Annotated in this window: 28 protein-coding genes and 1 riboswitch; of the genes, 15 read left to right on the top strand and 13 right to left on the bottom strand. The window is 71.6% G+C overall.

What is annotated here, in order from left to right:
- Position 1: 1 nt before the first annotated feature.
- Positions 2-127, bottom strand: a riboswitch (cobalamin riboswitch).
- A gap of 70 nt (positions 128-197) precedes the next feature.
- The 3 genes from AB0J87_RS32725 to cobJ are packed head-to-tail and all read left to right on the top strand — an operon-like array spanning position 198 to position 3,690.
- On the top strand, positions 198-1,589 hold the full coding sequence (locus tag AB0J87_RS32725; RefSeq protein WP_363971330.1) for a precorrin-3B synthase: 1,392 nt from the start codon (positions 198-200) through the stop codon (positions 1,587-1,589).
- Positions 1,586-2,206, top strand: a complete 621-nt coding sequence (locus AB0J87_RS32720) for a precorrin-8X methylmutase (RefSeq protein ID WP_350727429.1) — start codon at positions 1,586-1,588, stop codon at positions 2,204-2,206. Before AB0J87_RS32725 ends, AB0J87_RS32720 begins: the two co-directional genes overlap by 4 nt.
- Positions 2,207-2,211: 5 nt before the next feature.
- The gene (cobJ, locus tag AB0J87_RS32715) at positions 2,212-3,690 is read left to right on the top strand and encodes a precorrin-3B C(17)-methyltransferase (protein WP_363971327.1); all 1,479 of its coding nucleotides are present in this window, start codon (positions 2,212-2,214) and stop codon (positions 3,688-3,690) included.
- Here the strand turns inward: cobJ and AB0J87_RS32710 are convergent.
- Genes AB0J87_RS32710 through AB0J87_RS32695 form a run of 4 tightly spaced genes read right to left on the bottom strand, consistent with a single transcriptional unit; the run spans position 3,681 to position 6,893 of the window.
- The gene (locus AB0J87_RS32710; protein ID WP_363971325.1) at positions 3,681-4,559 is read right to left on the bottom strand and encodes a cobalt-precorrin-6A reductase; all 879 of its coding nucleotides are present in this window, start codon (positions 4,557-4,559) and stop codon (positions 3,681-3,683) included. The genes cobJ and AB0J87_RS32710 overlap by 10 nt on opposite strands.
- Positions 4,544-5,299: a precorrin-4 C(11)-methyltransferase gene (gene cobM, locus AB0J87_RS32705; RefSeq protein ID WP_363971323.1), complete on the bottom strand. Its 756-nt coding sequence runs from the start codon at positions 5,297-5,299 to the stop codon at positions 4,544-4,546. Before cobM ends, AB0J87_RS32710 begins: the two co-directional genes overlap by 16 nt.
- Positions 5,296-6,510, bottom strand: coding sequence for a precorrin-6y C5,15-methyltransferase (decarboxylating) subunit CbiE (cbiE, locus tag AB0J87_RS32700; protein WP_363971321.1), 1,215 nt, complete (start codon positions 6,508-6,510; stop codon positions 5,296-5,298). Before cbiE ends, cobM begins: the two co-directional genes overlap by 4 nt.
- Positions 6,507-6,893, bottom strand: a complete 387-nt coding sequence (locus tag AB0J87_RS32695; protein ID WP_363971319.1) for a pyridoxamine 5'-phosphate oxidase family protein — start codon at positions 6,891-6,893, stop codon at positions 6,507-6,509. The genes cbiE and AB0J87_RS32695 overlap by 4 nt, the downstream gene beginning before the upstream one ends.
- Before the next feature lie 62 nt (positions 6,894-6,955).
- Here AB0J87_RS32695 and cobF point away from each other — a divergent pair, with 62 nt between their 5' ends.
- From cobF to AB0J87_RS32675, 4 genes are all read left to right on the top strand, one after another.
- On the top strand, positions 6,956-7,705 hold the full coding sequence (gene cobF / locus AB0J87_RS32690) for a precorrin-6A synthase (deacetylating) (RefSeq protein ID WP_363971317.1): 750 nt from the start codon (positions 6,956-6,958) through the stop codon (positions 7,703-7,705).
- A gap of 126 nt (positions 7,706-7,831) precedes the next feature.
- Positions 7,832-8,266, top strand: coding sequence for a Fur family transcriptional regulator (locus AB0J87_RS32685; RefSeq protein WP_363971315.1), 435 nt, complete (start codon positions 7,832-7,834; stop codon positions 8,264-8,266).
- Positions 8,267-8,319: 53 nt separating this feature from the next.
- A complete protein-coding gene (locus AB0J87_RS32680; protein ID WP_363971313.1) occupies positions 8,320-8,922 on the top strand; it encodes a superoxide dismutase in 603 nt (200 codons plus the stop codon).
- A 107-nt stretch (positions 8,923-9,029) separates the two neighbouring features.
- The gene (locus tag AB0J87_RS32675) at positions 9,030-9,896 is read left to right on the top strand and encodes an SMP-30/gluconolactonase/LRE family protein (protein ID WP_363971311.1); all 867 of its coding nucleotides are present in this window, start codon (positions 9,030-9,032) and stop codon (positions 9,894-9,896) included.
- A gap of 21 nt (positions 9,897-9,917) precedes the next feature.
- Here AB0J87_RS32675 and AB0J87_RS32670 read toward each other — a convergent pair whose 3' ends face one another.
- Entirely contained in the window at positions 9,918-10,979 is a 1,062-nt protein-coding gene (locus tag AB0J87_RS32670; protein WP_363971309.1) for a helix-turn-helix transcriptional regulator, read from the bottom strand.
- Positions 10,980-11,299: 320 nt separating this feature from the next.
- Between AB0J87_RS32670 and AB0J87_RS32665 the strand changes: the two genes are divergently transcribed.
- Together AB0J87_RS32665 and AB0J87_RS32660 are read left to right on the top strand one after the other, a co-directional pair.
- Complete coding sequence (locus tag AB0J87_RS32665; RefSeq protein ID WP_363971307.1) at positions 11,300-12,658, top strand: hypothetical protein; 1,359 nt, start codon at positions 11,300-11,302, stop codon at positions 12,656-12,658.
- 219 nt (positions 12,659-12,877) lie between these two features.
- Positions 12,878-13,675, top strand: coding sequence for a hypothetical protein (locus AB0J87_RS32660; protein ID WP_363971305.1), 798 nt, complete (start codon positions 12,878-12,880; stop codon positions 13,673-13,675).
- Positions 13,676-13,729: 54 nt separating this feature from the next.
- Here AB0J87_RS32660 and AB0J87_RS32655 read toward each other — a convergent pair whose 3' ends face one another.
- The 3 genes from AB0J87_RS32655 to AB0J87_RS32645 form a co-directional block, all read right to left on the bottom strand.
- A complete protein-coding gene (locus AB0J87_RS32655) occupies positions 13,730-14,842 on the bottom strand; it encodes a hypothetical protein (protein WP_363971303.1) in 1,113 nt (370 codons plus the stop codon).
- A gap of 134 nt (positions 14,843-14,976) precedes the next feature.
- Positions 14,977-15,444 carry a hypothetical protein gene (locus AB0J87_RS32650; RefSeq protein WP_363971301.1) on the bottom strand — a complete coding sequence of 156 codons (468 nt, stop codon included), beginning with the start codon at positions 15,442-15,444 and terminating at the stop codon, positions 14,977-14,979.
- Between the two features lie 45 nt (positions 15,445-15,489).
- Positions 15,490-16,386, bottom strand: coding sequence for a LysR family transcriptional regulator (locus AB0J87_RS32645; RefSeq protein WP_350727444.1), 897 nt, complete (start codon positions 16,384-16,386; stop codon positions 15,490-15,492).
- A gap of 70 nt (positions 16,387-16,456) precedes the next feature.
- On the opposite strand from AB0J87_RS32645, the gene AB0J87_RS32640 reads away from it, so the two are divergent.
- From AB0J87_RS32640 to AB0J87_RS32630, 3 genes are all read left to right on the top strand, one after another.
- Entirely contained in the window at positions 16,457-17,629 is a 1,173-nt protein-coding gene (locus tag AB0J87_RS32640) for a putative sulfate exporter family transporter (protein WP_363971298.1), read from the top strand.
- Positions 17,630-17,653: 24 nt separating this feature from the next.
- Positions 17,654-18,694 carry a hypothetical protein gene (locus tag AB0J87_RS32635; RefSeq protein WP_363971296.1) on the top strand — a complete coding sequence of 347 codons (1,041 nt, stop codon included), beginning with the start codon at positions 17,654-17,656 and terminating at the stop codon, positions 18,692-18,694.
- Between the two features lie 320 nt (positions 18,695-19,014).
- The gene (locus tag AB0J87_RS32630) at positions 19,015-19,431 is read left to right on the top strand and encodes an HIT family protein (protein ID WP_363971294.1); all 417 of its coding nucleotides are present in this window, start codon (positions 19,015-19,017) and stop codon (positions 19,429-19,431) included.
- A 185-nt stretch (positions 19,432-19,616) separates the two neighbouring features.
- Here AB0J87_RS32630 and AB0J87_RS32625 read toward each other — a convergent pair whose 3' ends face one another.
- Complete coding sequence (locus tag AB0J87_RS32625; RefSeq protein WP_363971292.1) at positions 19,617-20,177, bottom strand: cysteine hydrolase; 561 nt, start codon at positions 20,175-20,177, stop codon at positions 19,617-19,619.
- Positions 20,178-20,432: 255 nt separating this feature from the next.
- A complete protein-coding gene (locus AB0J87_RS32620) occupies positions 20,433-21,332 on the bottom strand; it encodes a cupin domain-containing protein (RefSeq protein ID WP_363971290.1) in 900 nt (299 codons plus the stop codon).
- On the opposite strand from AB0J87_RS32620, the gene AB0J87_RS32615 reads away from it, so the two are divergent.
- The 3 genes from AB0J87_RS32615 to AB0J87_RS32605 all read left to right on the top strand — a co-directional run bounded on the left by AB0J87_RS32615 (position 21,267) and on the right by AB0J87_RS32605 (position 22,819).
- Positions 21,267-21,950, top strand: a complete 684-nt coding sequence (locus AB0J87_RS32615; protein ID WP_363971973.1) for an SDR family NAD(P)-dependent oxidoreductase — start codon at positions 21,267-21,269, stop codon at positions 21,948-21,950. The genes AB0J87_RS32620 and AB0J87_RS32615 overlap by 66 nt on opposite strands.
- A gap of 198 nt (positions 21,951-22,148) precedes the next feature.
- Complete coding sequence (locus tag AB0J87_RS32610; protein WP_363971288.1) at positions 22,149-22,379, top strand: GntR family transcriptional regulator; 231 nt, start codon at positions 22,149-22,151, stop codon at positions 22,377-22,379.
- Between the two features lie 77 nt (positions 22,380-22,456).
- Positions 22,457-22,819, top strand: a complete 363-nt coding sequence (locus AB0J87_RS32605; protein ID WP_363971286.1) for a hypothetical protein — start codon at positions 22,457-22,459, stop codon at positions 22,817-22,819.
- Positions 22,820-23,333: 514 nt separating this feature from the next.
- On the opposite strand, the gene AB0J87_RS32600 is transcribed toward AB0J87_RS32605, so the two are convergent.
- From AB0J87_RS32600 to AB0J87_RS32590, 3 genes are all read right to left on the bottom strand, one after another.
- Positions 23,334-23,753: a hypothetical protein gene (locus AB0J87_RS32600; RefSeq protein WP_355200292.1), complete on the bottom strand. Its 420-nt coding sequence runs from the start codon at positions 23,751-23,753 to the stop codon at positions 23,334-23,336.
- A 917-nt stretch (positions 23,754-24,670) separates the two neighbouring features.
- Positions 24,671-24,826 carry a hypothetical protein gene (locus AB0J87_RS32595; RefSeq protein WP_363971284.1) on the bottom strand — a complete coding sequence of 52 codons (156 nt, stop codon included), beginning with the start codon at positions 24,824-24,826 and terminating at the stop codon, positions 24,671-24,673.
- Positions 24,827-24,910: 84 nt separating this feature from the next.
- The gene (locus AB0J87_RS32590) at positions 24,911-26,140 is read right to left on the bottom strand and encodes an MFS transporter (RefSeq protein WP_363971282.1); all 1,230 of its coding nucleotides are present in this window, start codon (positions 26,138-26,140) and stop codon (positions 24,911-24,913) included.
- Positions 26,141-26,169: the final 29 nt, after the last annotated feature.

Below are 26,169 nucleotides of genomic sequence, written 5' to 3'. Positions count from 1 at the left end.
GGAGTCTCCTGGCTCCCGGATCAGCGCTCACCCCGGCCTTCCCACCCGTCGCCGGGCAGTGGCCTGCGGTGGGGTTCGCTCCCCGGTCACAGTGGCGGGACCGCGCCGGATTCGCACCGGCTTCCTCCCTAGCCATCGCCTACAGGGAGCCTACGACAAGAGCGACCCCCGCCAGAAGTGGCGTTACCATCCTGATCGTGTCCATAGCCGACTTTTCCGGACGTATGCGCCCCGACGCCTGTCCGGGGGCGCTACAGGTGCACGAGGCCGCCGACGGCCCGCTGGCCCGCGTCCGCCTGCCCGGCGGCGCGATCTCACCCGCCCGGCTGCGTGAGCTGGCCGCCTGCGCGGCCGACCTCGGCTCGGACGTGATCGAGCTGACCTCCCGGGCGAACGTCCAGGTGCGCGGCCTGCGCTCACCCGCCGCCTTCGCCGAGCGGATCGCCGCCGCCGGACTGCTGCCGTCGCAGGCGCACGAGCGCGTACGCAACATCGTGGCCTCGCCGCTCGGCGGTCGCACGGGCCCCGGCCTGCTGGACCCGCAGCCCCTGGTGGCGGCGCTGGACCGGGCGCTGTGCTCGCGGCCCCGGCTGGCCGGGCTGCCGGGACGGTTCCTGTTCGCGGTGGACGAGGGCAGCGGCGACATGCTCGCGCTGGGGGCCGACGTCACGTTCTTCGACGGGCGGCTGCTGCTGGCGGGCGTGGACGCCGGGCTCGCCGTGGGGGCGGACGTGGCCGCCGAACTCATGATCGCCGCCGCCGAGGCGTTCCTCGACGAACGGCCGGAAGGGGATCGGGGCGCGTGGCGGATCGCGGAGCTGGACAACGGCCCCGCCCGCATCGCCACCCGACTCCGCACCACCACCGCCCCCCACGACCGCATCGCCCCCCACGACCACACCACCACCGCCCCCCGCGATCGCACCGGCACTGCCGACCGCGCCGCCGAGGCCCGCTCCGGGCACCAGCCGCACGCCGGGCCGGCCCCGGACGCCGAGATGTGGGCACCGCCCGCTCCGGTCGTCCGGGATACGGTCTCGGCGCCGCGTGCCGGGCGGGTCGAGCAGCGGGACGGGCGGGTGGCGCTGGAGGTCGTGGTGCCGCTCGGACGGCTGTCCGCCGCCCAGGCAAGCGCCATCGCCGCAGCGGCCGAGGTGAACGGCCCGGCCGGCACCACCGGCGCGCCTGGTCCGGGAGGCGCCACCGGCGTGCCCGATCCGGGAGACGCCACCGCGTCCGACCCGGGAGACGCCACCGGCGTGCCGGTCCGGCTGACGCCGTGGCGGACCGTCGTACTCCTCGACCTGCCGCCCGCCGCCGGCCGGGCGGCGCGAATGCTGGAGGCGGCCGGGCTGGTGACGGACCCGGCGTCGCCGTGGGCCGGGGTGAGCGCCTGCACCGGCCGTCCGGGCTGCGCCAAGTCCCTGGCCGACGTCCAGGAGGACGCGCGGCGCTGGGTGGCGACCCTGGACGGCCGTCCGGCGACGCCCGTGCATTGGGCCGGTTGCGAGCGGCGCTGCGGGCTGCCGCGCGGCCGGGTCGTCCAGATGGTCGCCACCGGCGACGGATACCAGGAAAGGCATCAGTGAGCGACTACATCCGCGACGGGGCCGAGATCTACCGGCGCTCGTTCGCGACCATCCGTGCCGAGACCGACCTCACCGGAATGCCGCCCGAGGTCGCGCAGGTGGCGGTGCGGATGATCCACGCCTGCGGCATGACCGACCTCGTGACCGACCTGGACTGGTCGCCTGCCGTGGTCGTCCGGGCGCGCGCGGCGCTGCGAAGGGGCGCGCCCGTGCTGTGCGACGCGCAGATGGTCGCCTCCGGCGTGACCAGGCGCCGGCTGCCCGCGGACAACGCGGTGGTGTGCACGCTGGGCGACCCCGGCGTCCCGGAGCTGGCCGAACGGCTCGGCACCACGCGCAGCGCCGCCGCGCTGGAGCTGTGGCGCGACCGCCTCGACGGCGCGGTGGTGGCGATCGGCAACGCGCCGACCGCGCTGTTCCGGCTGCTCGAACTGGTCGCCGAGGGCGCGGGCAGGCCCGCCGCCGTGCTCGGCATCCCGGTGGGGTTCATCGGCGCGGCCGAGTCCAAGCGGGCACTGGCGGACAGCGACCTGGAATATCTGGTGGTGCACGGCCGCCGCGGCGGCAGTGCGATGACGGCGGCGGCGGTCAACGCCATCGCGAACGAGACGGAGTGATGGCGATGACGGGACGGCTGTACGGGGTCGGGCTCGGTCCCGGGGATCCCGAGCTGGTCACGGTCAAGACGGCCCGGCTGATCGGCGAGGCCGACGTGATCGCCTACCACGCCGCCAGGCACGGCCGCAGCATCGCCCGCTCGATCGCGCTGCCGTACATGACGGAAGGCCAGATCGAGGAGCTGCTGCTCTACCCGCTGACCACGGAGACCACCGACCACCCCGGCGGCTACCAGGGCGCGCTCGACGACTTCTACGCCGACTGCGCCGAGCGGCTGGCCGCCCACCTGGACGCGGGCCGGACCGTGGTCGTGCTGTCCGAGGGAGACCCGCTGTTCTACGGCTCGTACATGCACATGCACAAGCGGCTCGCCCACCGCTATCCGACCGAGGTGGTGCCCGGCGTCACCTCCGTCAGCGCCGCCTCGGCCGTGCTGGGCCGGCCGCTGGTGGAGCGGGACGAGGTGCTGACCGTGCTGCCCGGCACGCTGCCCGCCGAGGTGCTGGCGGACAGGCTCCGCGGCACCGACTCGGCGGCGGTGCTCAAGCTGGGCCGGACGTTCGAGAAGGTCCGCGACGCGCTGGCCGAGGCCGGGCGGCTGGACGACGCCTGGTACGTCGAGCGCGCCACCATGGGAGCCGAACGCGTCGCGCCGCTCAAGGACGTGGACGCCGACGGCGTTCCGTACTTCTCGCTGGCCCTGCTCGCCAGCCCCGCCGAGCGGACCTTCGTCCCCGAACCGCCCCAGACCGAGACCCGGGGCGAGGTGGTCGTGGTGGGCCTCGGGCCCGCCGGGCGACCGTGGCTCACGCCCGAGGCCCAGGAGGCGCTGGCGGCCGCGACCGACCTCGTCGGGTACGGCCCGTACGTGGACCGCGTCGCCCCGAACCCGCGCCAGCGCCGCCACCGCACCGACAACCGGGTGGAGGCCGAGCGCGCCCGGCACGCGCTGGAGTTGGCCCGCGACGGCGCGCGGGTGGCCGTGGTGTCCTCCGGCGACCCGGGCGTGTTCGCGATGGCCAGCGCCGTGCTGGAGGCCGCGGCCGGCTTCCCGGACGTGCCGGTGCGGATCGTCCCCGGGCTGACTGCCGCCCAGGCCGTGGCCAGCCGGGTCGGCGCGCCGCTGGGCCACGACTACTGCGTGCTGTCGCTGTCGGACCTGCTCAAGCCGTGGGAGGTGGTGGCCGGCCGGCTGAGCGCCGCCGCGAAGGCGGACCTGGTGCTGGCGATCTACAACCCGGCCTCGCGCAGCCGTACGTGGCAGGTCGCCGCCGCCCGTGACCTGCTGCTGGAGCACCGCGACGCCGCCACCCCGGTGGTGATCGGGCGTAATGTCGGCGGCGAGCGGGAGAGCGTCACCGTCACCACGCTCGGGGAGCTCGATCCCGCGCAGGTGGACATGCGCTGCCTGCTGATCGTCGGCTCCTCGACGACCCGGGTCACCGAGCGCGGCGTCGTCTACACGCCGCGCCGCTATCCCTGAGCCCAGGCGGCCGCCTCCGTGGCGGTCTCCACCAGCCGGACGCCGGGGGGCAGTGGCGGCCGGTCCACCATGATCACCGGCAGTCCGAGCTCGCGGGCCGCGACCAGCTTGGCGGTGGTCATCGGCCCGCCGCTGTCCTTGGTGACCAGCACGTCCAACCGGTGCTCGCGGATGAGGGCGCGTTCGCCATCGACCGTGTACGGCCCCCGGTCCAGCAGGACGTGCACGTGGTCCGGGACCGGCGGTTCGGGCGGATCGACGGACCTGGCCAGCAGCCACATCCCGGCCAGACCGGTGAAGACCGGCAGGCTCCGGCGGCCGGTGGTCAGGAACACCCGCAGCGGGCCGCCGCCCGGCGGTGCGGCGGCCTCGGGAAGGAACGCGCCTGCCGGGTCGTCGCTGAGCCGTGCGGCGGCCTCGGACAGTCGTGCGGCCGCCTCGGACAGTTGTGTGGCCGTCTCGGACAGTCGTGCGGCGGCCGCGTGCAGGGAGGGCACGCGCTGCCAGGTGTCGCCCGGTCCCTCCCGCCAGCCCGGGCGGCGCAGGACGAGCAGCGGCACGCCCGTCCGCGCCGACGCCTCGGCCGCCGAGGCCGTCATCCGCGCCGCGAACGGGTGCGTGGCGTCCACCAGGGCGTCGATCCGCTCGGCCGCCAGCCAGGCGGCCAGCCCGTCCGGCCCGCCGAACCCGCCCTCGCGCACCTCCCCGACCGGCAAGCGCGGGTTGCTCACCCGCCCGGCCAGCGACGACACCACGTGAACGCCCCGGCCGGACAGCTCGCCGGCCAGCCCACTGGACAGCCCGCCGGACAGCTCGGCGGCCAGCGCCCGGGCCTCGGCCGTGCCGCCCAGGATCAGGACCCGTCGCACGGCCGTTCCCGCTCCGCGCTGTAGAGGTGGCTGTCGGGGAACTGCGTGGCCGACAGCACCCGGCCGACGACGATCACCGCCGTACGCCGGATCCCGGCCGCCTGGACCTGCCCGGCGATGTCCGCCAGCGTGCCGCGCAGGATCACCTCGTCCGGCCTGCTGGCCCGGGCCACCACCGCCACCGGGCAGTCCGGCCCGTACGAGGGCAGCAACTCCTCCACCACCGCCTCGATCCGCTGCACGGCCAGGTGCAGCACGATCGTGGCGCCGCTCGCGCCCAGGGTCTTCAGGTCCTCCCCTTCGGGCATCGGCGTGGCCCGCGCCGAGGTGCGGGTCAGGATGACGGTCTGCCCGACGCCGGGCACGGTCAGCTCCCTGCCCAGCGCGGCCGCCGCCGCCGCGAACGCCGGCACGCCGGGGACCACCTCGTACGGCACGCCGAGCTCGTCCAGCCTGCGCATCTGCTCGGCCACCGCGCTGAACACCGACGGGTCGCCGGAGTGCAGCCGCGCCACGTCCAGGCCCGCGCGGTGAGCGGCCAGCAGCTCCACCACGATCTCGTCGAGAGTGAGGTTCGCGGTGTCGACGAGCCTGGTTCCCACGACGCAGGCGTCCAGGAGCTCGCGGGGCACGAGCGAACCCGCATACAGGCAGACCGGCGACGACTGCAGCCGCCGCAGGCCGCGCAGCGTGATCAGATCGGCGGCGCCGGGGCCCGCCCCGATGAAGTACACGGTCACGGCACGTCCTTCCTGGTGACCGACCACACGGTCACCGGCATCGCGGCCCGCCAGCCCGTGAAGGAGCCGACGGGTGAGGCCCGCTGTACGGCCAGGCGGACCAGATCGCCGCCGAGCCGGGCGTACCACTGGGCCATGACGGACTCGGATTCCAGGGTGACGGCGTTCGCCACCAGCCGGCCGCCGGGCCGCAGCGCCGCCCAGCAGGTCTCCAGCAGCCCGGGCACGGTCAGGCCGCCGCCGACGAACACCGCGTCCGGCGCCGGCAGGCCCTTCAGCGCGGCCGGCGCCCGGCCTTCGACGATCCGCAGCGCCGGCACGCCGAGCCGGTCGGCGTTGCGCGCGATGGCGGCGGCGCGGTCGGCCCTGCTCTCGATCGCCACGGCCGCGCACGCCGGATGGCTGCGCATCCACTCGACGGCGATGCTGCCCGCGCCCGCGCCCACGTCCCACAGCGTCTGCCCGGGCAGCGGGGCGAGCCGCGACAGGCTGACGGCGCGGACCTCCCGCTTGGTGAGCTGCCCGTCGTGCTCGAACGCGGCATCGGGCAGGCCGGGCACGCGGGGGAGGGGTTCGGCGCCGGGGGTGGGGACGCACTCGAGGGCGATCACGTTCAGCGCGGAGGGGGCGGCTTCCCGCGATTCCCAGGTCTCCGCCGTCCCCGTCAGTACGCTCTCCGAGCCCGCGCCCAGGTCCGACAGGACGGTCATGGGGCTGGGGCCGTACCCGAGCCCGGTCGCGAGCCCGGCCACCAGGGACGGGGAGTCGCGGCCGGCGCCGAGCACGAGGAGCCGCCGCCCCGGCAGGATCGCGGCGTTCAGCGCGGCCGGGGGGCGGCCCACGAGGCTGACCACGTCCACCTGCTCCACCGGCCAGCCGAGCCGGGCACACGCCAGCGACAGCGACGAGACGTGCGGCAGCACGCGGATGTTCGCCGAGCCCAGCAAGCGCACCAGCGTGGCGCCGATGCCGTAGAACATGGGATCGCCGCTGGCCAGCACGCACACCTCGCGCCCGGCGTACGTCTCCATGAGGGAGGGCAGCGCGGGCAGCAGCGGGGAGGGCCAGGCCACGCGTTCGGCGGTCGGGACGGGCACGAGGTCGAGCTGCCTGCGCCCGCCCATGAGCACCTCGGCGGCCTCCAGCGAGCGCCGCGCGTCCGGGGACAACCCGTCCCAGCCGTTCGCGCCGACGCCGACGATCGTGATCACACGTTGCCCAGGACGCGCGTCACGTGGATCTCCACGACCACCCGCGCCGGGTTGGGGCGCGGCGGCTTGTAGCGGGCGGCGTAGCGGTGCTCGGCGTCGGCCACCTGTTCAGGCTCGGTACGCAGCACCGCCCGGCCCTCCAGCGTCGACCAGCGGCGGCCGTCCACCTGGCAGAGCGCCACCGGCGCGCCGTCGGTCCCGATGAGCCCGGCCTTGACCGAGGTGCCCGAGGTGATGACCCGGGCGATGCCGGTGGCCAGGTCCAGCGTCGCGCCCACCGGCACCACGTGCGGCGGGCCGTCGGGGCGCGTGGTGGAGAGCGTGCACAGGTGCCGCTCCTGCCAGAACGCGGCGAAGGCGTCGCCCTGTTCGACGAGATTCACGGCCCTCCTTGGGTGATTTGCGAGGCATATCGTATATCTGCCGTTCTGGCAGAATCTTGCGGGTGAAGCGGCTACTCGTCATCGGTATCGGCGCCGGCGATCCCGACCATCTCACCCTGCAGGCGGTCAAGGCCATCGGCGCCACGGACGTGTTCCTCATCGTGGACAAGGGTGAGGTCAAGCATGAACTGGTCCAGCTCCGGCTGGATCTCATCGCCGAGCACGGCCGCGCGCCGTACCGGATCGCCGAGGCCCGCGACCCCGAGCGCGACCGGACCACCCCGGCGTACACCGCCGCAGTGGAGGACTGGCGCTCGCGCCGCGCGCTCGCCTGCGAGGCGCTCATCCGCGACGAGCTGCGCGACGGCCAGACCGGGGCGTTCCTGGTGTGGGGCGACCCCGGCGTGTACGACAGCACGCTTGCCATCGTCGAGGAGATCCTCCTGCGAGGCAACGTGACATTCGAGTACGAGGTCATCCCCGGGATCAGCAGCGTGGCCGCGCTCACCGCCCGCCACCGCACCGGCCTCACCCAGGTCGGGCGGCCCGTGCACCTCACCACCGGGCGGCGCCTGGCCGAGCACGGCCCCACCGCCGACGACGTGGTGGTCATGCTCGACGCCCACTGCTCGTTCGCCGGGCTCGACGACTTCCACATCCACTGGGGCGCCTACCTGGGCACAGCCGACGAGATCCTGGTCTCCGGGCCGGTGGCCGAGGTCGGCGACCGCATCCGCGAACTGCGCGCCGAGGCGCGGGCCCGCAAGGGCTGGATCATGGACACGTACCTGCTGCGTCGCCTGGAGCACTGACGGTCCGTCCCCGGTCGCTTAATCGCCCGTTGTTTGCAAGAGCATATTCACTGCAAACTGATCATCTGAAGGCGTAACGGGGAGGGGGCGCACATCGGGGCGAGGCGGGTTCGCGACCGTGGCCGGGTGGGCAGGAGCGAGGAAGCGGACCTGGGGGAGACGCTGACCCGGCTCGGCCTGCGTAAGACCGTGCCGAGGCTGACGATCCTGACCGCTCTGCGCGACGCGGCGACCCACCTCAGCGTGCCGCGCCTGCACCGGCTGGTGATCTCCACGTACGAGACGATCAGCGTGTCCACCGTCTACCGGAACGTGACGGTGATGACCGCCCGCGGCGTCCTGCACAGCGTCGACCACGCCGGTGAGACGCTCTTCGGCCTCTCGACGACGCCTCACCACCACCTGATCTGCCGCCGCTGCGACGTGCTCGTCGAGCTCCCCGCGGACCACCTCGCCACGGCGGAGGCGACGGTCATGGAGAGCACCGGCTTCGCGATGGACCCCGTCGGCCAGGTGCTGCGCGGCCACTGCCGCCGATGTCGACGCGCGCTACTTGCATGACTATTGTTCTTGCAAGATATTTGCAAGTAGCACCTATCGAGGAGAGAACGCCGATGGGCGAATACACCCTTCCGGACATGCCGTACGACTACGCGGCCCTGGAGCCCGCGATCACCGGGGAGATCCTGGAGCTGCACCACGCCAAGCACCACGCCGCCTACGTCAAGGGCGCCAACGACACCCTGGAGCGGCTGGCCGAGGCCCGCGACAAGGGCGAGTTCGGCGGCCTGGTCGGGCTGGAGAAGACGTTCGCGTTCAACCTGTCCGGGCACGTCCTGCACACGATCTTCTGGCAGAACCTGTCCCCGGACGGCGGCGACCGCCCCGACGGCGAGCTGGGCGACGCGATCACCGAGCACTTCGGCTCCTTCGACGCGTTCAGGAAGCAGCTCACCGCCGCCACCGCCACCGTGCAGGGCTCCGGCTGGGGCGTGCTGGCCTGGGAGCCGCTCGGCCGCCGCCTGGTGGTCGAGCAGGTCTACGACCACCACGGCAACGTCGGCATGAACACCGTCCCGCTGCTGGTGTTCGACGCCTGGGAGCACGCCTACTACCTGCAGTACCGCAACGTGCGCCCGGACTACGTCGAGAAGCTCTGGGGCCTGATCAACTGGAACGACGTCATCGCCCGCTACGACGCCGCCCGCGGCGCCTGACGTCCCTGATGTCGGCGGCGCCGATCATCTCGGCATTCGCCACAATCGGAGGAATCTGTCGATCTGATCGGCGGCCGTTCGTATGGAAGACGACAGGACGACGTCTCATGACGAAGAAGGACGCGGTGATCATGAGCGGGACAAGGACGCTGCTGACGGGTCGAGGGCTGGTGGAGTCGCCGCGGTGGCACGGTGACCGGTTGTACTTCTCCGACTGGTCGGCGGGTGAGGTCATCGCCGTCGATCTGGGCGGTCACAGCGAGGTCGTGGCGCGCGTCGCGTCGTTGCCGCTGTGCACCGCGTGGTCGCCGGAAGGCAGACTCCTGATCGTGTCGTCCCCGGACGGCCGGCTGCTGCGCCTGGAGCCCGACGGGTCGCCGGTCACCCACGCGGATCTCGGCCGGACCGGGTGGAACGACATCGTGGTGGACGGCCGCGGCAACGCCTACGTCAACCGCTGCGGTTTCGACCCGATGGCGGGGGAGCCGTTCAAGCCCGGCTACGTCTACCAGGTCACGCCCGACGGGGCGGTGCGGCAGGTGGCCGACGACATCGCGTTCCCGAACGGGATGGCGGTGCTCGCCGACAACTCCACCCTCATCGTCGCCGACTCCTACCGCCACCAGTTGGTGGGCTTCGACATCGCGGAGGACGGCTCGCTGTCCGGCCGCCGGGTCTGGGCCGAGCTCGGCGAGGGCACCCCGGACGGCATCTGCGTCGATGAGGAGAACGCGGTCTGGTACGCCGACGTGCCCAACCGGCGCTGCGTACGCGTGGCCGAAGGCGGCAAGGCGCTGCAGACCGTCGAGCTCGACCGGGGCGGCTTCGCCTGCGCCCTGGGCGGGCCGGACGGGAGGACGCTGTTCGTCGTGGCGGCGGAGTGGCAGGGCATGACGTCGTCCGACCTGGTCGTGCCCGGCTCCGGCCAGGTGCTCACGGTCGAGGTCGAGGTGCCTGGAGCCGGGTGGCCGTGATGTGCGTCCCGGAACGGGCGGTCAGCCGGCGATCGCCGCGATGAGTTCGTCCCGGCTCTGTGCCCGGGTCTTGCGGTACACCGATTTCAAGTGGTCGTTGATGGTGTACGTGGACAGGTCCAGAATTCGGGCGATCTGTTTCGCCGACGCCCCGGCGTACAGGTATTCGATGACGCGGCGTTCGCCGGTGGTGATGCCGTACCAATCGCAGAATGACGGCAGCAGCAGTTTGCCGCCTGCCGCCTGGATGAGAACGGCCACGTCGCTGTCGCCGTTCTCGTCCAGCGGCTGGCCATGGATCAATATCCAGCGCCCGAAATTCGCCGCCGGCGCGCAGACCAGCGGCGTCCAGGCGCGCGGATCGCGAGTATGCGCCCGTACGTGCAGCGACAGGCCGACCCAGAACGCGTCGGCGATCCAGTCCGGCACCCCGCTCCCGGCAGCGGGCCACATCTGCCGCACCCATGCCCCTGCCTGGGGCGAGATGGATCGGACCGTGTGGTCAGGGCTGATCGTGATGACCCCCGTCGGCAGCGCCGGGACGGTGGGTGTCAGCGGGCCGGCCGTCACATACCCGCGCAACGCCGCCGGCAGGGCAGGGGCGAGTCGCTGGATCCGGTGGAAGTCCCGCTCGCCGAAGGGCCTGGCGCCCTCGGCGCGAAGCAGGCCGAGCAGGCCCCACACCCCGTGGCGGTCCCGTATCACCAGGCGCAGTTCGCTGCCGGCTCCGTGGGCGGCCAGGACCTGCCGGATCAGAGTGTTGCGCCGGCCGTCGCCGGCGCCCGCTCCGACGACGCACACCGGCATGCTCTGCCGGGCGAGGGCCGGCAGCGGGCACGGGTCGCCGTGCAGATATCCGTTGAGCACCAGGGCGCTGATCAGCGCGGGCTGGTATTCGTGCCAGAAGCTGAACGCGCCCAGGCCCATGCCGATCGCCGGGTTCAGGGCGACCAGCCGGAGCGCGTCGTGCGGCACCTGGCGTCCGACGATCTGCGAGATCGCCGCGCCCACGTCGGCCGGAGTGGCGGGCGGACCGAGCGCCGCGCGCAGCTCACGGGCGATTCGCCCCTCACAATCCGTCACCTGATGCTGCGAGTGTCGACCATTGCGTTTCGGGCCTTTCCTGTGTTTTTGTTCGGCTGCTGTATTTGACCAAATTGTCGCTAATAGGGGATCGGCGCGGCTCGCTTACTGTGTGCCGGGCTCTTTATTTTATATTTCTCTTGTCGATGTGTTTGTTATGTCCCCCAGGGTGTCCGGCCGTATCGACTTACGCGCCATCACCGCGACGCTGCCGCGCCCTCCCTGCGGCCGGCTCCTGTACGGTCTTGTACGGATAATTCGGAGCGCGTTCCCAACAGCAAGGCCATCTCCGATCGTCGATCTGACGAAAGGAGCGCAACGTGCCGGCACTTGGCCGTACAACAAGGTGTGCCGCGGGGATCGCCGCGGCACTGGCATTGATCGTGGGGTTGCCCACCAGCGCGCAGGCAGCGGTGGGCGACCTCGTCTTCGTCCGGACGATCGCGCAGAACGTTCCCGGTGCCGTGGACATCGGCCCGGTCAATCCGCTGGACTGGGCGTCGGCGGCGACGCTGTCGGGCAACGGAAGCACCGTCTACGTCGTGGCCGGCGGCGATGGCGGGTCGGGCACGGCGCAGCCGGCGATTTCCACGTTCCGCCGGGCCGCGAACGACACGCTGTCCCTCACCGGCTGCATGGGTGGGCTTGCGGGGTGCCGCCCGACGAAGGTGGACAACGTGGAGACCCCGGGCCGCCTGTACGCCGCCGGCTCTGTGGTGACCGCGGGCGTCCACGCGTACGTGTCCACTCCCGCCGCCGTGGTCGGCTTCAACACGGCGGCCAACGGTGACCTCGTGACGGATTTCTGCGTTTGGGACCCGTCGTGCGGCAGCGTGGCGGCCCTGCCCGGGCTCGCTCCCTGGGCGACGTCGCAGAACGCGCTGACGGCGACCGCGGACGGCCGCGACCTGTACCTGTACGCGGCAGGTGGCGGCAAAGGCGCGGTTTACCACCTGCGGCGCGACGGTGTCACCGGTCGCCTCGCTTACAGCGGCTGCATCGGGGAGGCGATGCCGGGCTGCACCTCGATCGGCCGTACCGGCGTCATGACCTCCTCGGGCGACGTCGTCGTGAGCGCCGACGGGCGCAGCCTCTACGTCGTGGCCCAGCGGCCCGGCTCGGTGACGCACTTCCGGCGCGACCTCACCACGGGCTCGCTCACGGAGGCGGGCTGTGTGGGTGAGTTCGGGGTCGGTGGCTGCGCGATCCCCGTCACCGACGGCCTGCTCGGCATCACCCAGGGCGCGATCACCCAGGCCGGCGACAGCCTCTATGTGTCGGGACCGAGTGGCGTCACTCATCTGCACCGCGACACCGCCACCGGCGATATCGCCTATTGGGGCTGCATCGGTTACGTCGCAGGGTGCCGTGCCGCCGGTCCCCAGGGCCAGTACGTCGACGTGGCGGTCAGCGCCGACGGCACGAGCGTCTACGGGAGCGTCCAAGGCCAGGCCTTCGCGTGGGGAGCAGTCACCCACCTGCGCCGTTCCCCCCAAGGCGACTTGACGTACGCCGGGTGCATCGGGGAGGGCCTGCCGCAATGGTGCCGCCCGATCGGGCCGACAGGGGTGATGAACCACGCCGGCCCGGTGCTCGCTCCCGCCAGTTCGCAGGTCGTCTACAGCTTGGGTGTTCACGCGCGTGGGGCGATCAGCCAGTTCACCCGGATGACGTCATAGGAGGGGGCCGGCAGGGCGGGCCGGGGAAGCGCATCCTCGGCCCGCGCCCGTACGCGCTCGCGCCCGGCTCCCTCCTGGGCGAGGTCGCCCGCCTCTCACCCGCGCGCCCCCGCCGCCCGCTACCCTGACGACCCCGAGGCGGCGCGGAACGGCGTCCGGCCCCTGCCCGCCGACCTGGGGCAGGCGCTGCTGAGACTGCCGCGCGAGGCGGACTCCGGCGTGGTGGCCCGCGCCGGCCGGGTGACCTCCGAGGCGGGTGCCACGCTGGTGCGCTGGCTCAAGGCACGGCCGGAACCCGTGACGAGCGTCGAATGGCCCACCGCGCCCGGCGGCCGTCCGCGCCCGCGCATCCGGCAGGAGCCGACGGGGGTGGCGTTCGTGGACGCGCTGTTCTGTGACCCGCCCCTCCACAGGCCGAGCCACCACGGCTCCTACGAGTCGTCGTGGTGGCTCGTGCTGCCCTCGGACCGGGAGGTCGTGGCCATGCACCTCATCCCGCACCTGTACGACAGCTGGGAGGGGCCAGGCCACCTGCGCCCGCCCGCGACCCGGCTCTGCCACCAGGACGGGCCCGCGGGCGAAGGGATGGCGCTGCTTGCGGGCATCATGCTGGGCGAGCGCGGCTGGAACGCCGAGCACTGCCGGGAGTTGCTGCTGCGGGCGGTCGCCACCGAGGCCCTGCCCGCCGCGGAGTGCGGACGGCAGCTGGGGCGCTGCCTGCGCCTGCTCGACGTCAAGCTCGGCCCGGTGCTGCAGGCGCTCGACGAGTGCGCGCGGCAGGGCGCGCACCGGGAGGTCTGGCAGATCATGAGCGGCCTGCTGCCCGTCTTCCTGCCGCGGCCCGGGGAGCGGGCCAACGCCGCCCACACCCGGGCGCTGGAGTTCGCCGCCGAAGTGGCCGGCTGGGCCGGGGCGCGCGGCACGATCCCCGAGGTCGCCGGCATCGCCGCGCGTGACGGGTCGAGCGGGCTCATCCACGCGGCCCGCCGGTTGGACGAACACCTCGGCCGGGCGTGAAGGAGGCCCCACGACTCGATGGGCCGGCCGCGCCTCGCTGAGGGCGCAGGCGCGTCAGAGCAGGTGTTGGTGGCGGGTGGCCGCTTCTTGCCGGACCTCGGTGAGGAACAGCTCGGTTTGGCGTTCCCGCCGCCGGTCGTCGTCCGGATCGTGCCAGGAGGAGGCGTCCTGCGTGCGCGCATGGCCGGCGTAGTGCAGCCAGCAGCCGTGGATGCCGGCCATGAGGTTGTCGAGCAGGTCGAGGGCCGGCCGGGCGGGGTCGAGCGAGGTGATGGGCAGACAGACGGAGTCGGAGCCGGAGTGGGGGTGGTCGATCCGGGTCCTGGCCACGAGGCGTTCGGCGGCGGCGATGCGCCGCTTGGCGTCGGTCACGCCGCAGAGGTGGCCCTCGGCGACGTGCAGGGTGTGGCGGATGAGCGGCATGACCGTCTGGCGCGGTGTGGCGCCGAAGCTGATGGCGCTCACGATCTCGACGAGGCTTTCGACGGCGAGGGGCCTGAGGTGGTCGCCCTCGGCCACGACCTGCACCGGATGCTGCCGGACGCGGCGGCCCGTCGCGGCGGCCGCCGCGTGCAGCCAGTGCGCGGCGGCGATGGCGGCCGCGGCGGGGTCGATCTGCGTGATCAGCTCCTCGCAGCCGAAGGGCTGGCGGTTGAGGAAGGCGTCCGCCTGGGCGACCTGCAGGGGTGAGGCGTCCTCGCGGCTGAGGGTGACGGCCTGCTGGGCGCGTCCGGACAGGTCGCCGCGTTCGGCCTGTTCGACGGCCGACAGCTCGGCGGCGACGTCGGCGACGACCTGAACGGTGAGCTCCGGGCTGTCGAGGGCTCGCAGGGCGCGGCCGGTGCGCTGGGCTATCTCCCCGATCTTGGCGGGTACGGGGACGTGCGTGGCGGCGGTCAGGATCGGGACGACGCCGGTGAAGGCGTCGCGTTCGCGCTGCCGGTGCCAGCCGAGGCTGCCCGGTCCATGCTGGTCGGAGATGCTCGCCGGGTGGGTGTAGCAGCGCCAGCAGGCCTGCGACAGCTCGGTCAGGCGGGCGGCCAGACGCAGGGCGTCCGAGGCGCGGGCCGGGGGAAGAGTGGCCACGGTGACCGCGACGTCCCCGATGCCGGTGCTCCAGTGGGCGACGAGCGCGTTTCGGGCGTGATCGACGGCATACCGGGTCACGGCAGCTCCTTGAAGGGGGAAAACGCGAATGCATGCCCAGGATGCAGGATGCATCGCTGATCTGGGGGCTGTTTACGGCTGTTGCAGGTCGCTGATCAGCGCTTTTGTGGCGAGATGAGGGGGTAATTTCCTGGTTACGTCCCTGCGTCGAGGCGCATGAAGGTGGCGCCTTGCATGGCCGCGCGAGCGCCGAGGACGTGCCCGTCGCACATCAGCGACTCCGTCCCCACCCGGTCGGTCACCTTCCACGTCACCGGCTCGCCGCACTTCTGGCCGCGCCGGTTGTAGTCCCACGTACGGCGGCACACCCGGCAGGTGGACACGTTGGCCATGGAGGAGAGCGTGTTGCCGTGCTCGGGACAGACGCCCCACGGGAAGGCGCACGTCGACTCGGCCAGGGCCCGATACTGGGCCAGGTCTCCGGCCGCGCGCAGCAGGTCCTCGCCCGCTCGCTTCAGCCATTCGGCGGCGTGGTGCGCCGCCTGGAGATGGGCGCGTTCGGGTGAATCGGCGGGCAGACCGGCGTACAGGGCACGTGCCTCGGCCTGGAGTGCGTCGGCGCGGCCGGCCAGGTCGCGCAACTGGGCGGGAGTAATGTTCATCGCTGAGGATTCTCCCCTGTTTGTTCGGTAAGCGCGCAGACCCCGTCAGGGGCGGCTGGCGATGGTCAGGAGGGTCGCGGCGGGGCCCGTGAGGGAGCGGCCCCGGCGCCAGACCGCGCGCAGATTCCTGACCAGGTTGAGGCCCGCCAGCGGCACCTCGACGAGGCGGCCGGTGGCCAGCTCGGCCTCGACCGCGTACCCGCTGAGCACCGCCGGGGCCGCGCCCGCCTGGGCGGCGCCCTTGACGGCCGAGTTCGACCCGAGCTCCAGGCGCGGGCTGGCCTGGTGGAGCCCGGTGAAGGCGACGTCCAGGGTCTCGCGGGTGCCCGAGCCGCGCTCGCGTACGACCAGCGGGGTAGCGGCCAGCTCGGCGCCCCTGAGCACCGTGCGGCGGCGCGCCCACGGGTGGCCCGGGGCGACCACGACGACCAGCCTGTCGGTGCCGACCACCCGGCTGGCCAGCCCGTCCGGCACGGTCGGCCCCTCCACGAACCCCAGCTCCACGCCCCCGGCCCCCGACAGCACCAGCGCCGCCACGTCGGCGGAGTTCAGCACGTCCAGGCCGATCTGGACCCCGGCCTCCCGGCTCTGGAACTCCCCGAGCCAGCGCGGCACCAGATATTCGGCGACCGTCATGCTGGAGGCCACCCGCAGGTGCGCCGCCTCGCCGTGCCGGACGGCCTCGGCGGCCCGCATGAGCTCCTGCGCCGCCGCGAGCACCTGCGCGGCCCAGCCCGCCACCATCTTGCCCTCGGCGGTGAGCGTGGAGCCGCGCGGCGTCCGCTCCAGCAGCGGCAGGCCGAGCCGCCGTTCTAGCTGGGCGATGCGCTTGCTCGCCGACGGCTGCGCGATGCCCGCCAGCTTGGCCGCCTGCCCGAGGCTGCCGAGCTCGCCCACGTCCACGAGGAGCTTGAGGGAGTCGAGATCGGGCAGCGCAGTCATAGCCACAGGCTATGACCTCCCAGGCAATGCGCGGCTACCGGGCCTGTCGAAGGCCCCGAAGACTGGGATCATGCTTCCCACCCCCTCCAAGACGTCCTGCCTGCCGGGCATCGTGGCGTGCGCGCTGGCGACGGTGGCCGCCCTGGCCGTCAACCGGTTCGTGCCGGGGCTCAGCCCCGCCACCGCCGCGGTGGTCCTGGGGGCGGCGCTGGCCACCGCCGGGGTGATCCGCGCGCCGCTGCGTCCCGGGCTGATGTTCGTCTCCAGGCGGGTGCTGCGCGCGGCGATCGTGCTGCTCGGGCTGCAGATCGCGGTGCCGCAGGTGCTCGCGCTCGGGTGGCAGGCGCTCGCGGTCGTGGCCGCCGCCACGGGGCTTACGTTCGTGCTCACGCCACTGGCCGGCCGCCGCCTCGGCCTTTCCCCCGGTACGTCGCTGCTGGTCGCCACCGGCGTGTCGATCTGCGGGGCGGCGGCGATCGCGGCCATGCACGACAGTGCCGACAGCTCGGACGAGGACGCCGCGGGCGCGCTGAGCGTGGTGGTCCTCTACGGCAGCGCGGCCATCGTGGTGCTGCCGCTGCTGGCGTCCTGGCTGGGGCTGTCGTACGAGCAGCTCGGGGTGTGGGCGGGAGCGGCCGTGCACGAGGTCGCCCAGGTGGCGGCGATCGGCGCGGCCACGGGCGTGCTGGCGACGGCGGTGACGGTCAAGCTGGCCCGAGTCGTGCTGCTCGCCCCCATCGTCGCGGTCACCACGTCCCTGCGCCGCCCGCGCAGCGCCTCCGCCCATCCGACGGTGGCCGTGCCTGCTCAGTCGGCGGCGGCCGTGCCCTCCCGGCCGCTGGTGGCCGCGCCTGCTCGGCCGGGGCTGGCCGGGCCCGCCCACCCGGCGGTGGCCGGGGCCGCTCGGGCGGTGGTGGCCGGGTCCGCCGGGCGCGGTGCCACCCTCACCCGTCCGGTGGCGCCGCCTGCCGCCGCACCCGGGAGGAGGCCGCCGATCGTGCCGCTGTTCGTGGCCGGGTTCCTGGCGATGGTGGCCGTACGGAGCACGGGGCTGCTGCCCCCGGTGGTGACCGGGAACGTCCCGGCGGTCACGAACGCGCTGATGGCCGCCGCCCTGTTCGCCCTCGGCACGGGGATCGACCTGCGGAAGCTGCTCAAGGGCGGCCGGGTCATGCTGCTCGGCGGCATCGCCACCGGGCTCATCGGAACGATCTCGCTGGCGGGGGTCTGGCTGCTCGGGTGACGCGCGGACAGCATGATGGGTGCTGTGCTGACACGAATGTTGTTGACGGTCGGTCTGGTCGCGGTCCCGCCCCCGGTGAACCAGCCGGTCTGGGAAGCGATCCGGATGCACAGTTTCGGCGGCTGCGACTCGATGTCGGCGGTCGTTCCGCTGAGCCGCAGCGACGTCTGGGTCTTCGGCCAGAGCGAGCCCATCGACGACGAATGCGCGGGAACCGCCCGTCCGGTGGCGCAGCACTGGGACGGCCGAGCCTGGCGGGCCGCAGAGCTGCCCGGCCGCCACTACGGCGCCATCGGCTCGGCGGGCGCGTCCTCGCCCGGCAACGTGTGGGCCTTCACCACGAGCGACACCGGCGAGTCCGCCGCCCTCCGCTATGACGGCCGTCGCTGGACGGACGCGGGCAGATCCGCCATGGGACCCCACCCCAACCTCAGCCGCGGCCTGGTGCTCGGCCGCCACCACGTCTGGGCCTTCGGCTCGGACGGCCATTCGGCGTCCTGGTTCTGGAACGGCCGCACCTGGCAGCGGCGGGCGCCGAGGGACGTCGTCCGGGCCAGCGCCGTGTCGCAGAAGGACGTCTGGGCGATCGGTTGTTGCAGGGTCGCCCACTTCGACGGCAAAGCCTGGAAGAAAGCCGCCTTTCCCGCCGGCCGCGACAAGGAGACCGTCAGCCTGACCGGCATTCTCGCGGTGGCCAAGAATGACGTCTGGGTCTTCGGCGACCGCGACGAGAAGCTGTTCGCCGCGCATTTCGACGGCCGCGCCTGGTCGCCGGTCGACGTCGCTCTCCCGGCCCCGGTGACACCCGCGTGGCGCCTCGGTGACGCGGTCGCGGACGGCCGGGGCGGCATCCGGGTGATCGCGGATCCACCGGATGACACGAGCTCCCGCGTGCTGTCCCGCTCGGCCACGGGTCAGTGGTCGGTGAGCGCCCCTCAGGTCGCCGGCAAGGTGATCAAGCTGTGGGACCTGGCGCTCGTCCCCGGAACCACGGAGGTCTGGGCCGCGGGCACCGTACGGCAGAGCGAGAGCGACTCCACCTCCGCGGTCTTCGCCCTCAGATAGCTGACGCCAGGGGCCGAGGAGATCCGGCTCCTGGCCCGCCGGGCCACGAGCAAGCGGGTCTCGTTACGTGCACAGTGGAGTTCCGCGACGATGGGCTGTTCTCGCAGGATCAGCCGTTCTTCTGGTGGCAGCTGTACGGTTTGCGCCGGGTGTGCTCAGCATGCCGAGCACACCCGGTCGCGGTGCAGCGGCAGCCACGCTCAAGATTCGCTGTCCCAGGACATCAGCCGTGGCGCCACCCCATGTAGCCGAGAAGTGATGTCAATGAGTTTTGACGCCACCTACGGGATATGCGGGAAGATCGGAATATGCCGATATCCATGCCATCCGCGGACCCGTGCCCCTTCTGCGACTACCTCGCCGGGCTGCACCCCGTCACCATCCTGGAACAGGGGGAGCAGGTCGCCATGCTGGTCACCCGTTGGCAGCGTGGGCAGGGGCACGTGCTGGTGATCCCGGTCGCCCACCGCCCGACGGTCATGGACGTCGTCCCGGCGGAGGAGCAGCAATTGATGAACGCCCTGCGGCGGGCGGCCCGGGCCATCACAGCCGCCTACGACCCCGGGGGCATCGCCGTCTGGCAGAACAACGGAGTGCCCGCGCACCAGACCGTCCCCCATGTTCACTTCCATGTCGCCGGCACTCTGCCCGACGGCGGCACGCTGTCAGGCGAGGTCCCTCGTCTGCACCTCGATGAGACCGACGGGATCGCCAAGCGCCTGAGCCCTCATCTCTGAACCGGCCCGCCTGAGGATGAAGTCCCTGGGTCCTGAAGTGGCGCCTCTACCCTCCGTGCTCGCCGCCATTCCGTGACCCAATGCTCAGTACCAGGGGAGATTCCAGACCGACACGCTGGTGCTGCGTACCTCTCGCCAAGGCGGAACCTGAGGGGAGGAGCGGCGGGCGCGGTGCTGACGGCTGGTCACAGGCGGGCGGCCCACTCTCGGCCTGTGAGGACGTCGGCGCCCCTGGCCGGGAAGACGCGGTTGATCAGGAAGTCGTGCACGTCCGGTTCCCCGTCGGCGCAGGCGTCGCTGAGCACGGTCACGTGGTAGTCGCGGTCGGAGGCGTCGTAGAGGGTAGCGGCGATCATCGCCCCGGTCGCGACACCGGTCAGCACGATCGAGTCGATGTGCTGGGCCCGCAGGAGTCGATCGAGGTCGGTCGCCGCGAACGCGCTGGCGCGGCGCTTGAGGACGACGGCCTCGCCAGGCAACGGCTCGATGCGTGGGTGCACGAGCGTCTCGGGGGATTCTTCGTGAAACCGCGTCCCCGCCCCGTGCAGGCCGGTGATCAGCTGGTTTCCCGCTGCCACATCAAGGCCTGAGGCCCGGAGCCCGAAACGGATGAAGATCACGGGGATTCCGGCGGCTCTGGCCGCGGGGAGAACCTCTTCCACGACGGGGAGCACGCCGGCGGCGAAGGGGTAGTTGTCCACGATGCCCGCCTGCAGGTCGCCGACGATGAGCGCGGTGCTGGTCATACGCTTTCCTTGTCTGTACGGCGCGCCATCGGCCATCCTCACGGTCGTATCCTTGGCACTGTTGTCGTCGATCTAGTACGACGATAGTGGGACAGATTCGCGTAAGGGCCATCGGCCGCGGCGTAGGCGGCCTGGGTCGTAGACCGGGCTATCAGGCTCCATGTCCACCACAGCCGGCCGCATGGACGGGGCGGATAACCGCAGACCCGAGGCCACATCCGAGTTTTCGCATCCCACACGCTGCAGAAGGCCCGCTCACTCGACCTCCTTCCGTCCGACCGCGCCGACCCGCCGGGTGCCTGATCCATCGCCCTGCCACGAAACAGCGCGATGCAGTGCGGCACCGATGCCGCCGTCGCGGAGCGCTCCCAGCCAGCCGGTGGGCCGACCGGCTTGGTCGGCGTGGGCGCGCAGCATATGGACGAACAGGATCTGTGCGAGATGGTCCAGGACCAAAGAGCCCCCGGCGGCGGTGGTCTCGACCTCGGTGACCAGCAGTTCGCTCAGGTGTGCGAGCAGCTTGCCTCGCGGATCTGCGGCATGGACGTGCACGAGCGGCGGTAGAACATCGATCAGGATCGAGGCATTCGTGTCGTCGAACGAGAAGTGCGCACTGCACAGGAATGTGTCTTCCTCGGCCTCGGGACCGATACGCACGGCGCCGTTCGTAGCGTTGTCCCACAACGACTTCGCGGCGCGCGGTGTCGCGGTGAGCTCGCTGGCCAGCACGTAGGGCGGAGGGTTGCCCAGGAGGAAGAAGTCGCCCCCTCTGAGGAGCACGGGTTCGTGCCCTTCGAGGGCCAGCCAGCATTCGCCCCGCACGACGACGCCGAGTTTCACGTGCGGGAACGGATCGAAACGCACCGCCCACGACCCCGCGGCGTGGAGGCCGGCTTCGACCACGATGTGGGGCCGCAGAAGACCGATGGCGTCAGCGATCGGATCGTTGGAGCCGAGCACTGATCCCTTCCTGGACGATGCGTAAAGTATCGGGGACTTAACATGACGGATCGTACCGCCCTGGCGCTGCAGCATTGAGTTCATGAACATCACGAAGCAAACGGCGCTCGTCACCGGCGCGAATAGGGCATTGGATTTGAGACCGCACGTCAGCTCGCGCAGCAGGGCTTCACCGTCTGGCTGGGATGCCGCCACCAGGGGCGTGGCGAAGCCGCGGCAAAGGAACTTGCCAATGACGGAGACGTTCGCTTCGTCAGCCTCGACGTGACCGACGCAGAAAGCGTCAGGGCTGCTGCGGTGCGCGTCGGCGACGAGACCGGCGCACTGGACGTGCTGGTCAACAACGCGGGGGTTGCGATCGGGGAAGGTGAAGGCCTTCCCAGCACCGTGCGGCTGGAAACGATCCAGCACACGTTCGACGTGAACTTCTACGGGGCACTGCGGGTCACGCAGGCGTTCTTGCCGCTCGTGCAGATGGCGCAGGCCGGGCGCATCGTGAACGTGAGCAGCACGGTGGGGTCGATCACCACGCCCGTATCTCCAGGCAACCCGCTGGGAGCGTTCCCGTCCTTCGCCTACCCCACGTCGAAGACCCTCCTCAACGGGCTCACCGGATGGCTCGCCGTCGAACTCAACGACACGCCGATCAAGATCAACTCGGCGTGCCCGGGGTACAACGCGACCGATCTGAACAGCAACCTCGGAACGCTGCATCCATCACAGGGCGCGAAGGTCGTCGTGCGCGCCGCCACGCTCCCGGCGGACGGTCCCAGCGGCAGCTTCTTCGACGTGAACGGTCCCGTGGACTGGTGACCTTCAGGACTTCAGCCCGTCGAATCTCGTTCAGGCACCTGTGCCGAGCACTTACACGCCGGCTCGTGGAAGCACTGGCCGGGTTGATGCGAACCCGAGCAATACGAACTCAACCAGGCGCCGCGACGGCGGTACGGGGGCGCTCGTCATGCCGCCGAGCAGGGCCGCGTCGAGACGGTGCACGCGAAGAGCACGTACGTGACCGAGGACCTGCGCGACGCGATCACCTCCGGTCGGCTCAAGCCGGGCGAGCCGCTCCCGTCCGAGCAGGAGCTGATGGATACGTACGGGCTGGCCGCCATCACGCTGCGGAAACTCCGTCAGGAACGGCTCATCCAGCACCGCCCCGGCCTGGGATCGCCGCGCCGAGCAGGGACAGCTGGTGCGGTGACCGGAAAGGTTCACCGCATTGCTCGCCGGTCGACGTAGTCAACTGAGCGCAGAGCGATGGCAAGTAAGCCCGGACAGCCGCGAACCTTGAGGTTGCCGCGAACATCTAAGTGCACATGATGAAGACCTTTGCCCTGGGCCTGGTGGCCGCGGCAGCCACGGGAGCGCTGCTGAGCCACCCCGCCGAGGCGTCCGTCAAGCAGTACACCCACCCCTGCCAGGGCGTCAGCCACTGCACGGACGAGAAGACCGACGGTGAGGAGTGGATGGTCATGACGCCGGAGAAGAACTGGAAGAAGGTCATCTACCGCTTCCACCACCTCACCAAGCAGGCGCGCTCGGTCTGCGGCAGCGGCAGCGGCAGCCACGCCGGCAAGAAGCTGCATATCGCGATGATCCTCACGGCCTCCGGCAGCTCCAAGAGCAAGACCGTCGAGATCGAGGCCTCGGGACGCACGCCCCAAAAAGACTGCTTCTAGCCTCTATGAACGCCAGATCATCTATCGCCCGGGGCGAAAGCCCGACGCTGGTGCTGTGATCGGAAGCTTCGCCGGGGCGGCCTGCCCTTACGTTGGCACGCGTGCCAATGAGCAACCCGGCGAACCTTTCCGGTCACCGCACTGGTGGAGGGGGGCCTGCATTGCTCCTACATTCCACAGAGGATCGGGACCTTCGGGCTGAGCCCGGAATCTCCGCGACGCGATCAGAACTTTCGTCTAGGGCGGCTTTCCGGTTGTGTGCCGCGAGATTTCCCTTGAATGGCCGCTTTCCCTCTCCATGATGAGTCGTCCTCCAAATGGTGCACGCAGCCGGACATCCACTATGTAGGGATGACCGGCTGCGGCGAGCGCGAGGCGGCCAACCAACGCATTGAGCGAGCGTTGGGGAATCATGATCCCCCAACGCTCGCTGCGGAATCCGTACGGAATGTTCAGGCTACTGAACGGCCTGCCACCTACGTTGAAGCAGGGCAGAGGGCCCCTGGGTCGCCGGTCACGAATACCACTCGTAGTGGACGTTGGTCTTGGTCTCGGTGTTGAAGTCGATTTCGCCGTCGAGGTAGCGGTTCCACATGGTGGACAGCTTCGACGACCGTACGGTGCACCCGGCCCAGCGGACTCCCTTGGGGCGGATGCTGCCGACGTAGTCGTAGCAGGATCCGACCTTCTTGCCGTTGACCCAGAGCCGGGCGTTCAGGCTGACGTCGTAGAGCTTCAGGCGAGTGACGCTCTTGATCCGCACCTTGATGCGGCAGGTGTCCTCGCACTTACCGAAGTAGATCTTGTAGTCGAGCAGGTGTGGACGAGCGGCGCTCTGCCCTAGCTCGGATGCCGAGGCCGCCGTCGGCGTCACCGCGATGACCCCGGTCGCGACGGTGGCGGCTAAGAGCATGCCGACAAGACTCCTGGTCATGTTTCCCCCATGGCCATGAAGAGCCGCTTCCCCCGTTGAAAGCGGCGCACTCCCTTCCGATTAACCATCAGGAAAGTGGAACGGTCAACATTTGTCCGCATTTGTACGGAGATTGTGATCTCCGTGGAAAACAAGTGCTTCTTGATCGCGAGTGTGGGACATCCCGACTGTCGCGCTGGCAGCTTTTTGCCCGGTCTGTTGGTGCTGTCGGGGGACTCGGTGAATCAGCCGTTGGTGGAGGACGAGGGCCGTACGAGCCGGAGATCTCCGGGCCGGCCGGAACGCTGCTCGAACTCGTCACCGCCAGTCTGTCCAAGGATCCCGCCCAGCGGCCGAGCGCCGACGACCTGGTCGCCCGGCTGACCTCTCCGACCGCGCTGCCGTCGCCGACCGCGCGGCCCTTGTCCGCGGGCCCTCCGGTGTCCGCGCGCCCTCCGGCGTTCGGGCTCCGCCGTACGACGATCCTGGCGTCGGCCGGTGTCCCGGCGGCGGCGCTGCTCGTCGCGGGCGGCCTGTTGATCAACGGGGGTGGCCGGCCGGTGGGATCGCCCCCGAGCAGAGCGTGACCTCACAGCCTCTCGTGCCCTCCGTCACTGGTCTCCGCGAGCCGCTCCGGTGGATCTTCGGAGGTCGAGCCGGAGGTCGGGCCGGGGTCGGGCCTGAGTCGGGCCCACCCCTGAATCGTTGCTCACCGCGGCGCTCGCGGGCTTCTTGGCGCGGGTCGGCTTGGGGGCGGGCGTCGAGGTTTTCGGCGGGGCGTCCGCCTGGGTGCCGGGGTGGCGTCGTCCGCCATTCCGCCTTCTAGGTCTGCGCCGGCGTCGTGGGCTCGGCTGTTACAGCCGCCCCCGCCCCGACGCAGCCGGCGCCCACGTTCCAGAAGCCCTTCACCTGCATTCCCTCGATGTGCTGACCGGAGCTCACAGCCGCAGGAGCCGCCGCGCGTTCGTACGGCCGATCTTGACGAGGCCGTTCTCGTTCGGCTCCAGGCGGCGGCCTCGCGCAGTCGGCCGAGAACATGCGCCGACTTGCGAGAACCCGTTGATCAGCGCGCACACCAGCTCCAGCTCGGTCACGGCCGCGTCGTGGCCCCGCATGGGCAGGGCGGCGAAGGAGGGGAACCGGTCGGGCCGCCGGGCGATCTGCTCGGCCGCGTGGTCTCACCCCGTGAGAGCCGTCACGGCGGGGACGCGCGCGTCGGCCCTGTGCTCCCGGACCCCCAGCAGGAGGACCAGGCCGAGCAGCGGCCCCGCGGCGAGCGTGGCGAAGGCCCAGAAGAACGAGTGGGTCGCCTGGAACACCGCCCCGAGCACCACCGGCACGATCGTGCTGCCGAGCTGCCAGAACGCGTTCGTCGCCCCTGCCGCCGACCCGGCGAGCCGGACCCCGGCGAGCTCAGGGATCAGCGCGATCATCAGCGGGCTGTACACGTACGCCGCGATCCCCAGGAACGGCGCCACCCACAGGAACCCGGTCAGGCTGTCGCGGGTCCCGAACACCAGCAGCGTCACGACGAAGGCGGCGAGCACGGCGACGGCCGGGAGCTTGCGCCGGCCGCCGAACAGGTCGGACACCATGCCCATGCACGGCTTCGCCGCGATGGCGGTGGCGCCGAAGATCGCGACCACGGTGCCGGCCTGCACGGGGGTCAGGTGACCGCCCTTGATCATCAGTGCGTTGGACCAGGTGATGAAGCCGTAGGTGCCCCACAGCGCGCCGAACCCGGCCAGGCCGAGCAGCCACAGGTCCCGGTCGCGGGCCAGCGGGCGCAGGTCCGGCACCGCGCGGGCGGCGGACGTGGCCTTGCCGTCGCGCAGCAGCAGCAGGCACAGCACCGCGACGACCATCGAGGCGGCGCCGAACACGTGGTAGGACGTACGCCACCCGGAGGCGGCGATGAGGCTCGGGACGACCGCGTTCGCGATCACCGTGCCCAGCGAGGTGGCGGTCATGAACACGCCCATGGCGAACCCGCGGTCCTTGGACGGGAACCACTGGGAGATGAGCTTGACCCCGGCCGAGTAGTCGCACCCGGCGAACACCCCGACCCCGGCCTGGAACGCGATGCCCATCGCCACGGAGTCCGTCCCGCCGAACAGGATCATGAACCCGCCGGCGAGGAAGAGCGAGCAGCCGACGACCACCCGGGGGCCCAGCCAGTCGGTCAGCACGCCGCCCGCGGCATTGGAGACGACGTAGCCGACGTAGTAGCCGGTGGCGAAGACGCCGAGCCCGGCCAGCGACACGCCGAGGTGCTCGCCCACCGCCACCGAGGCGGGACCCCAGGTGGACCGGTCCACGGCGGTCATCGTGAAGGCGGCCCACGCCAGCGCCAGCACGACCCAGCGATACGGGCGACGGGCGACGGCCGGCTCCGCGGTGAGGTTCATGATGAATAAGGAATCACATGGAGCCGATG

This window comes from Nonomuraea sp. NPDC049625 (assembly GCF_040675285.1).
GTDB classification, from domain to species: domain Bacteria; phylum Actinomycetota; class Actinomycetes; order Streptosporangiales; family Streptosporangiaceae; genus Nonomuraea; species Nonomuraea angiospora_A.
This window is presented reverse-complemented; position numbering and strand designations above follow the sequence as displayed.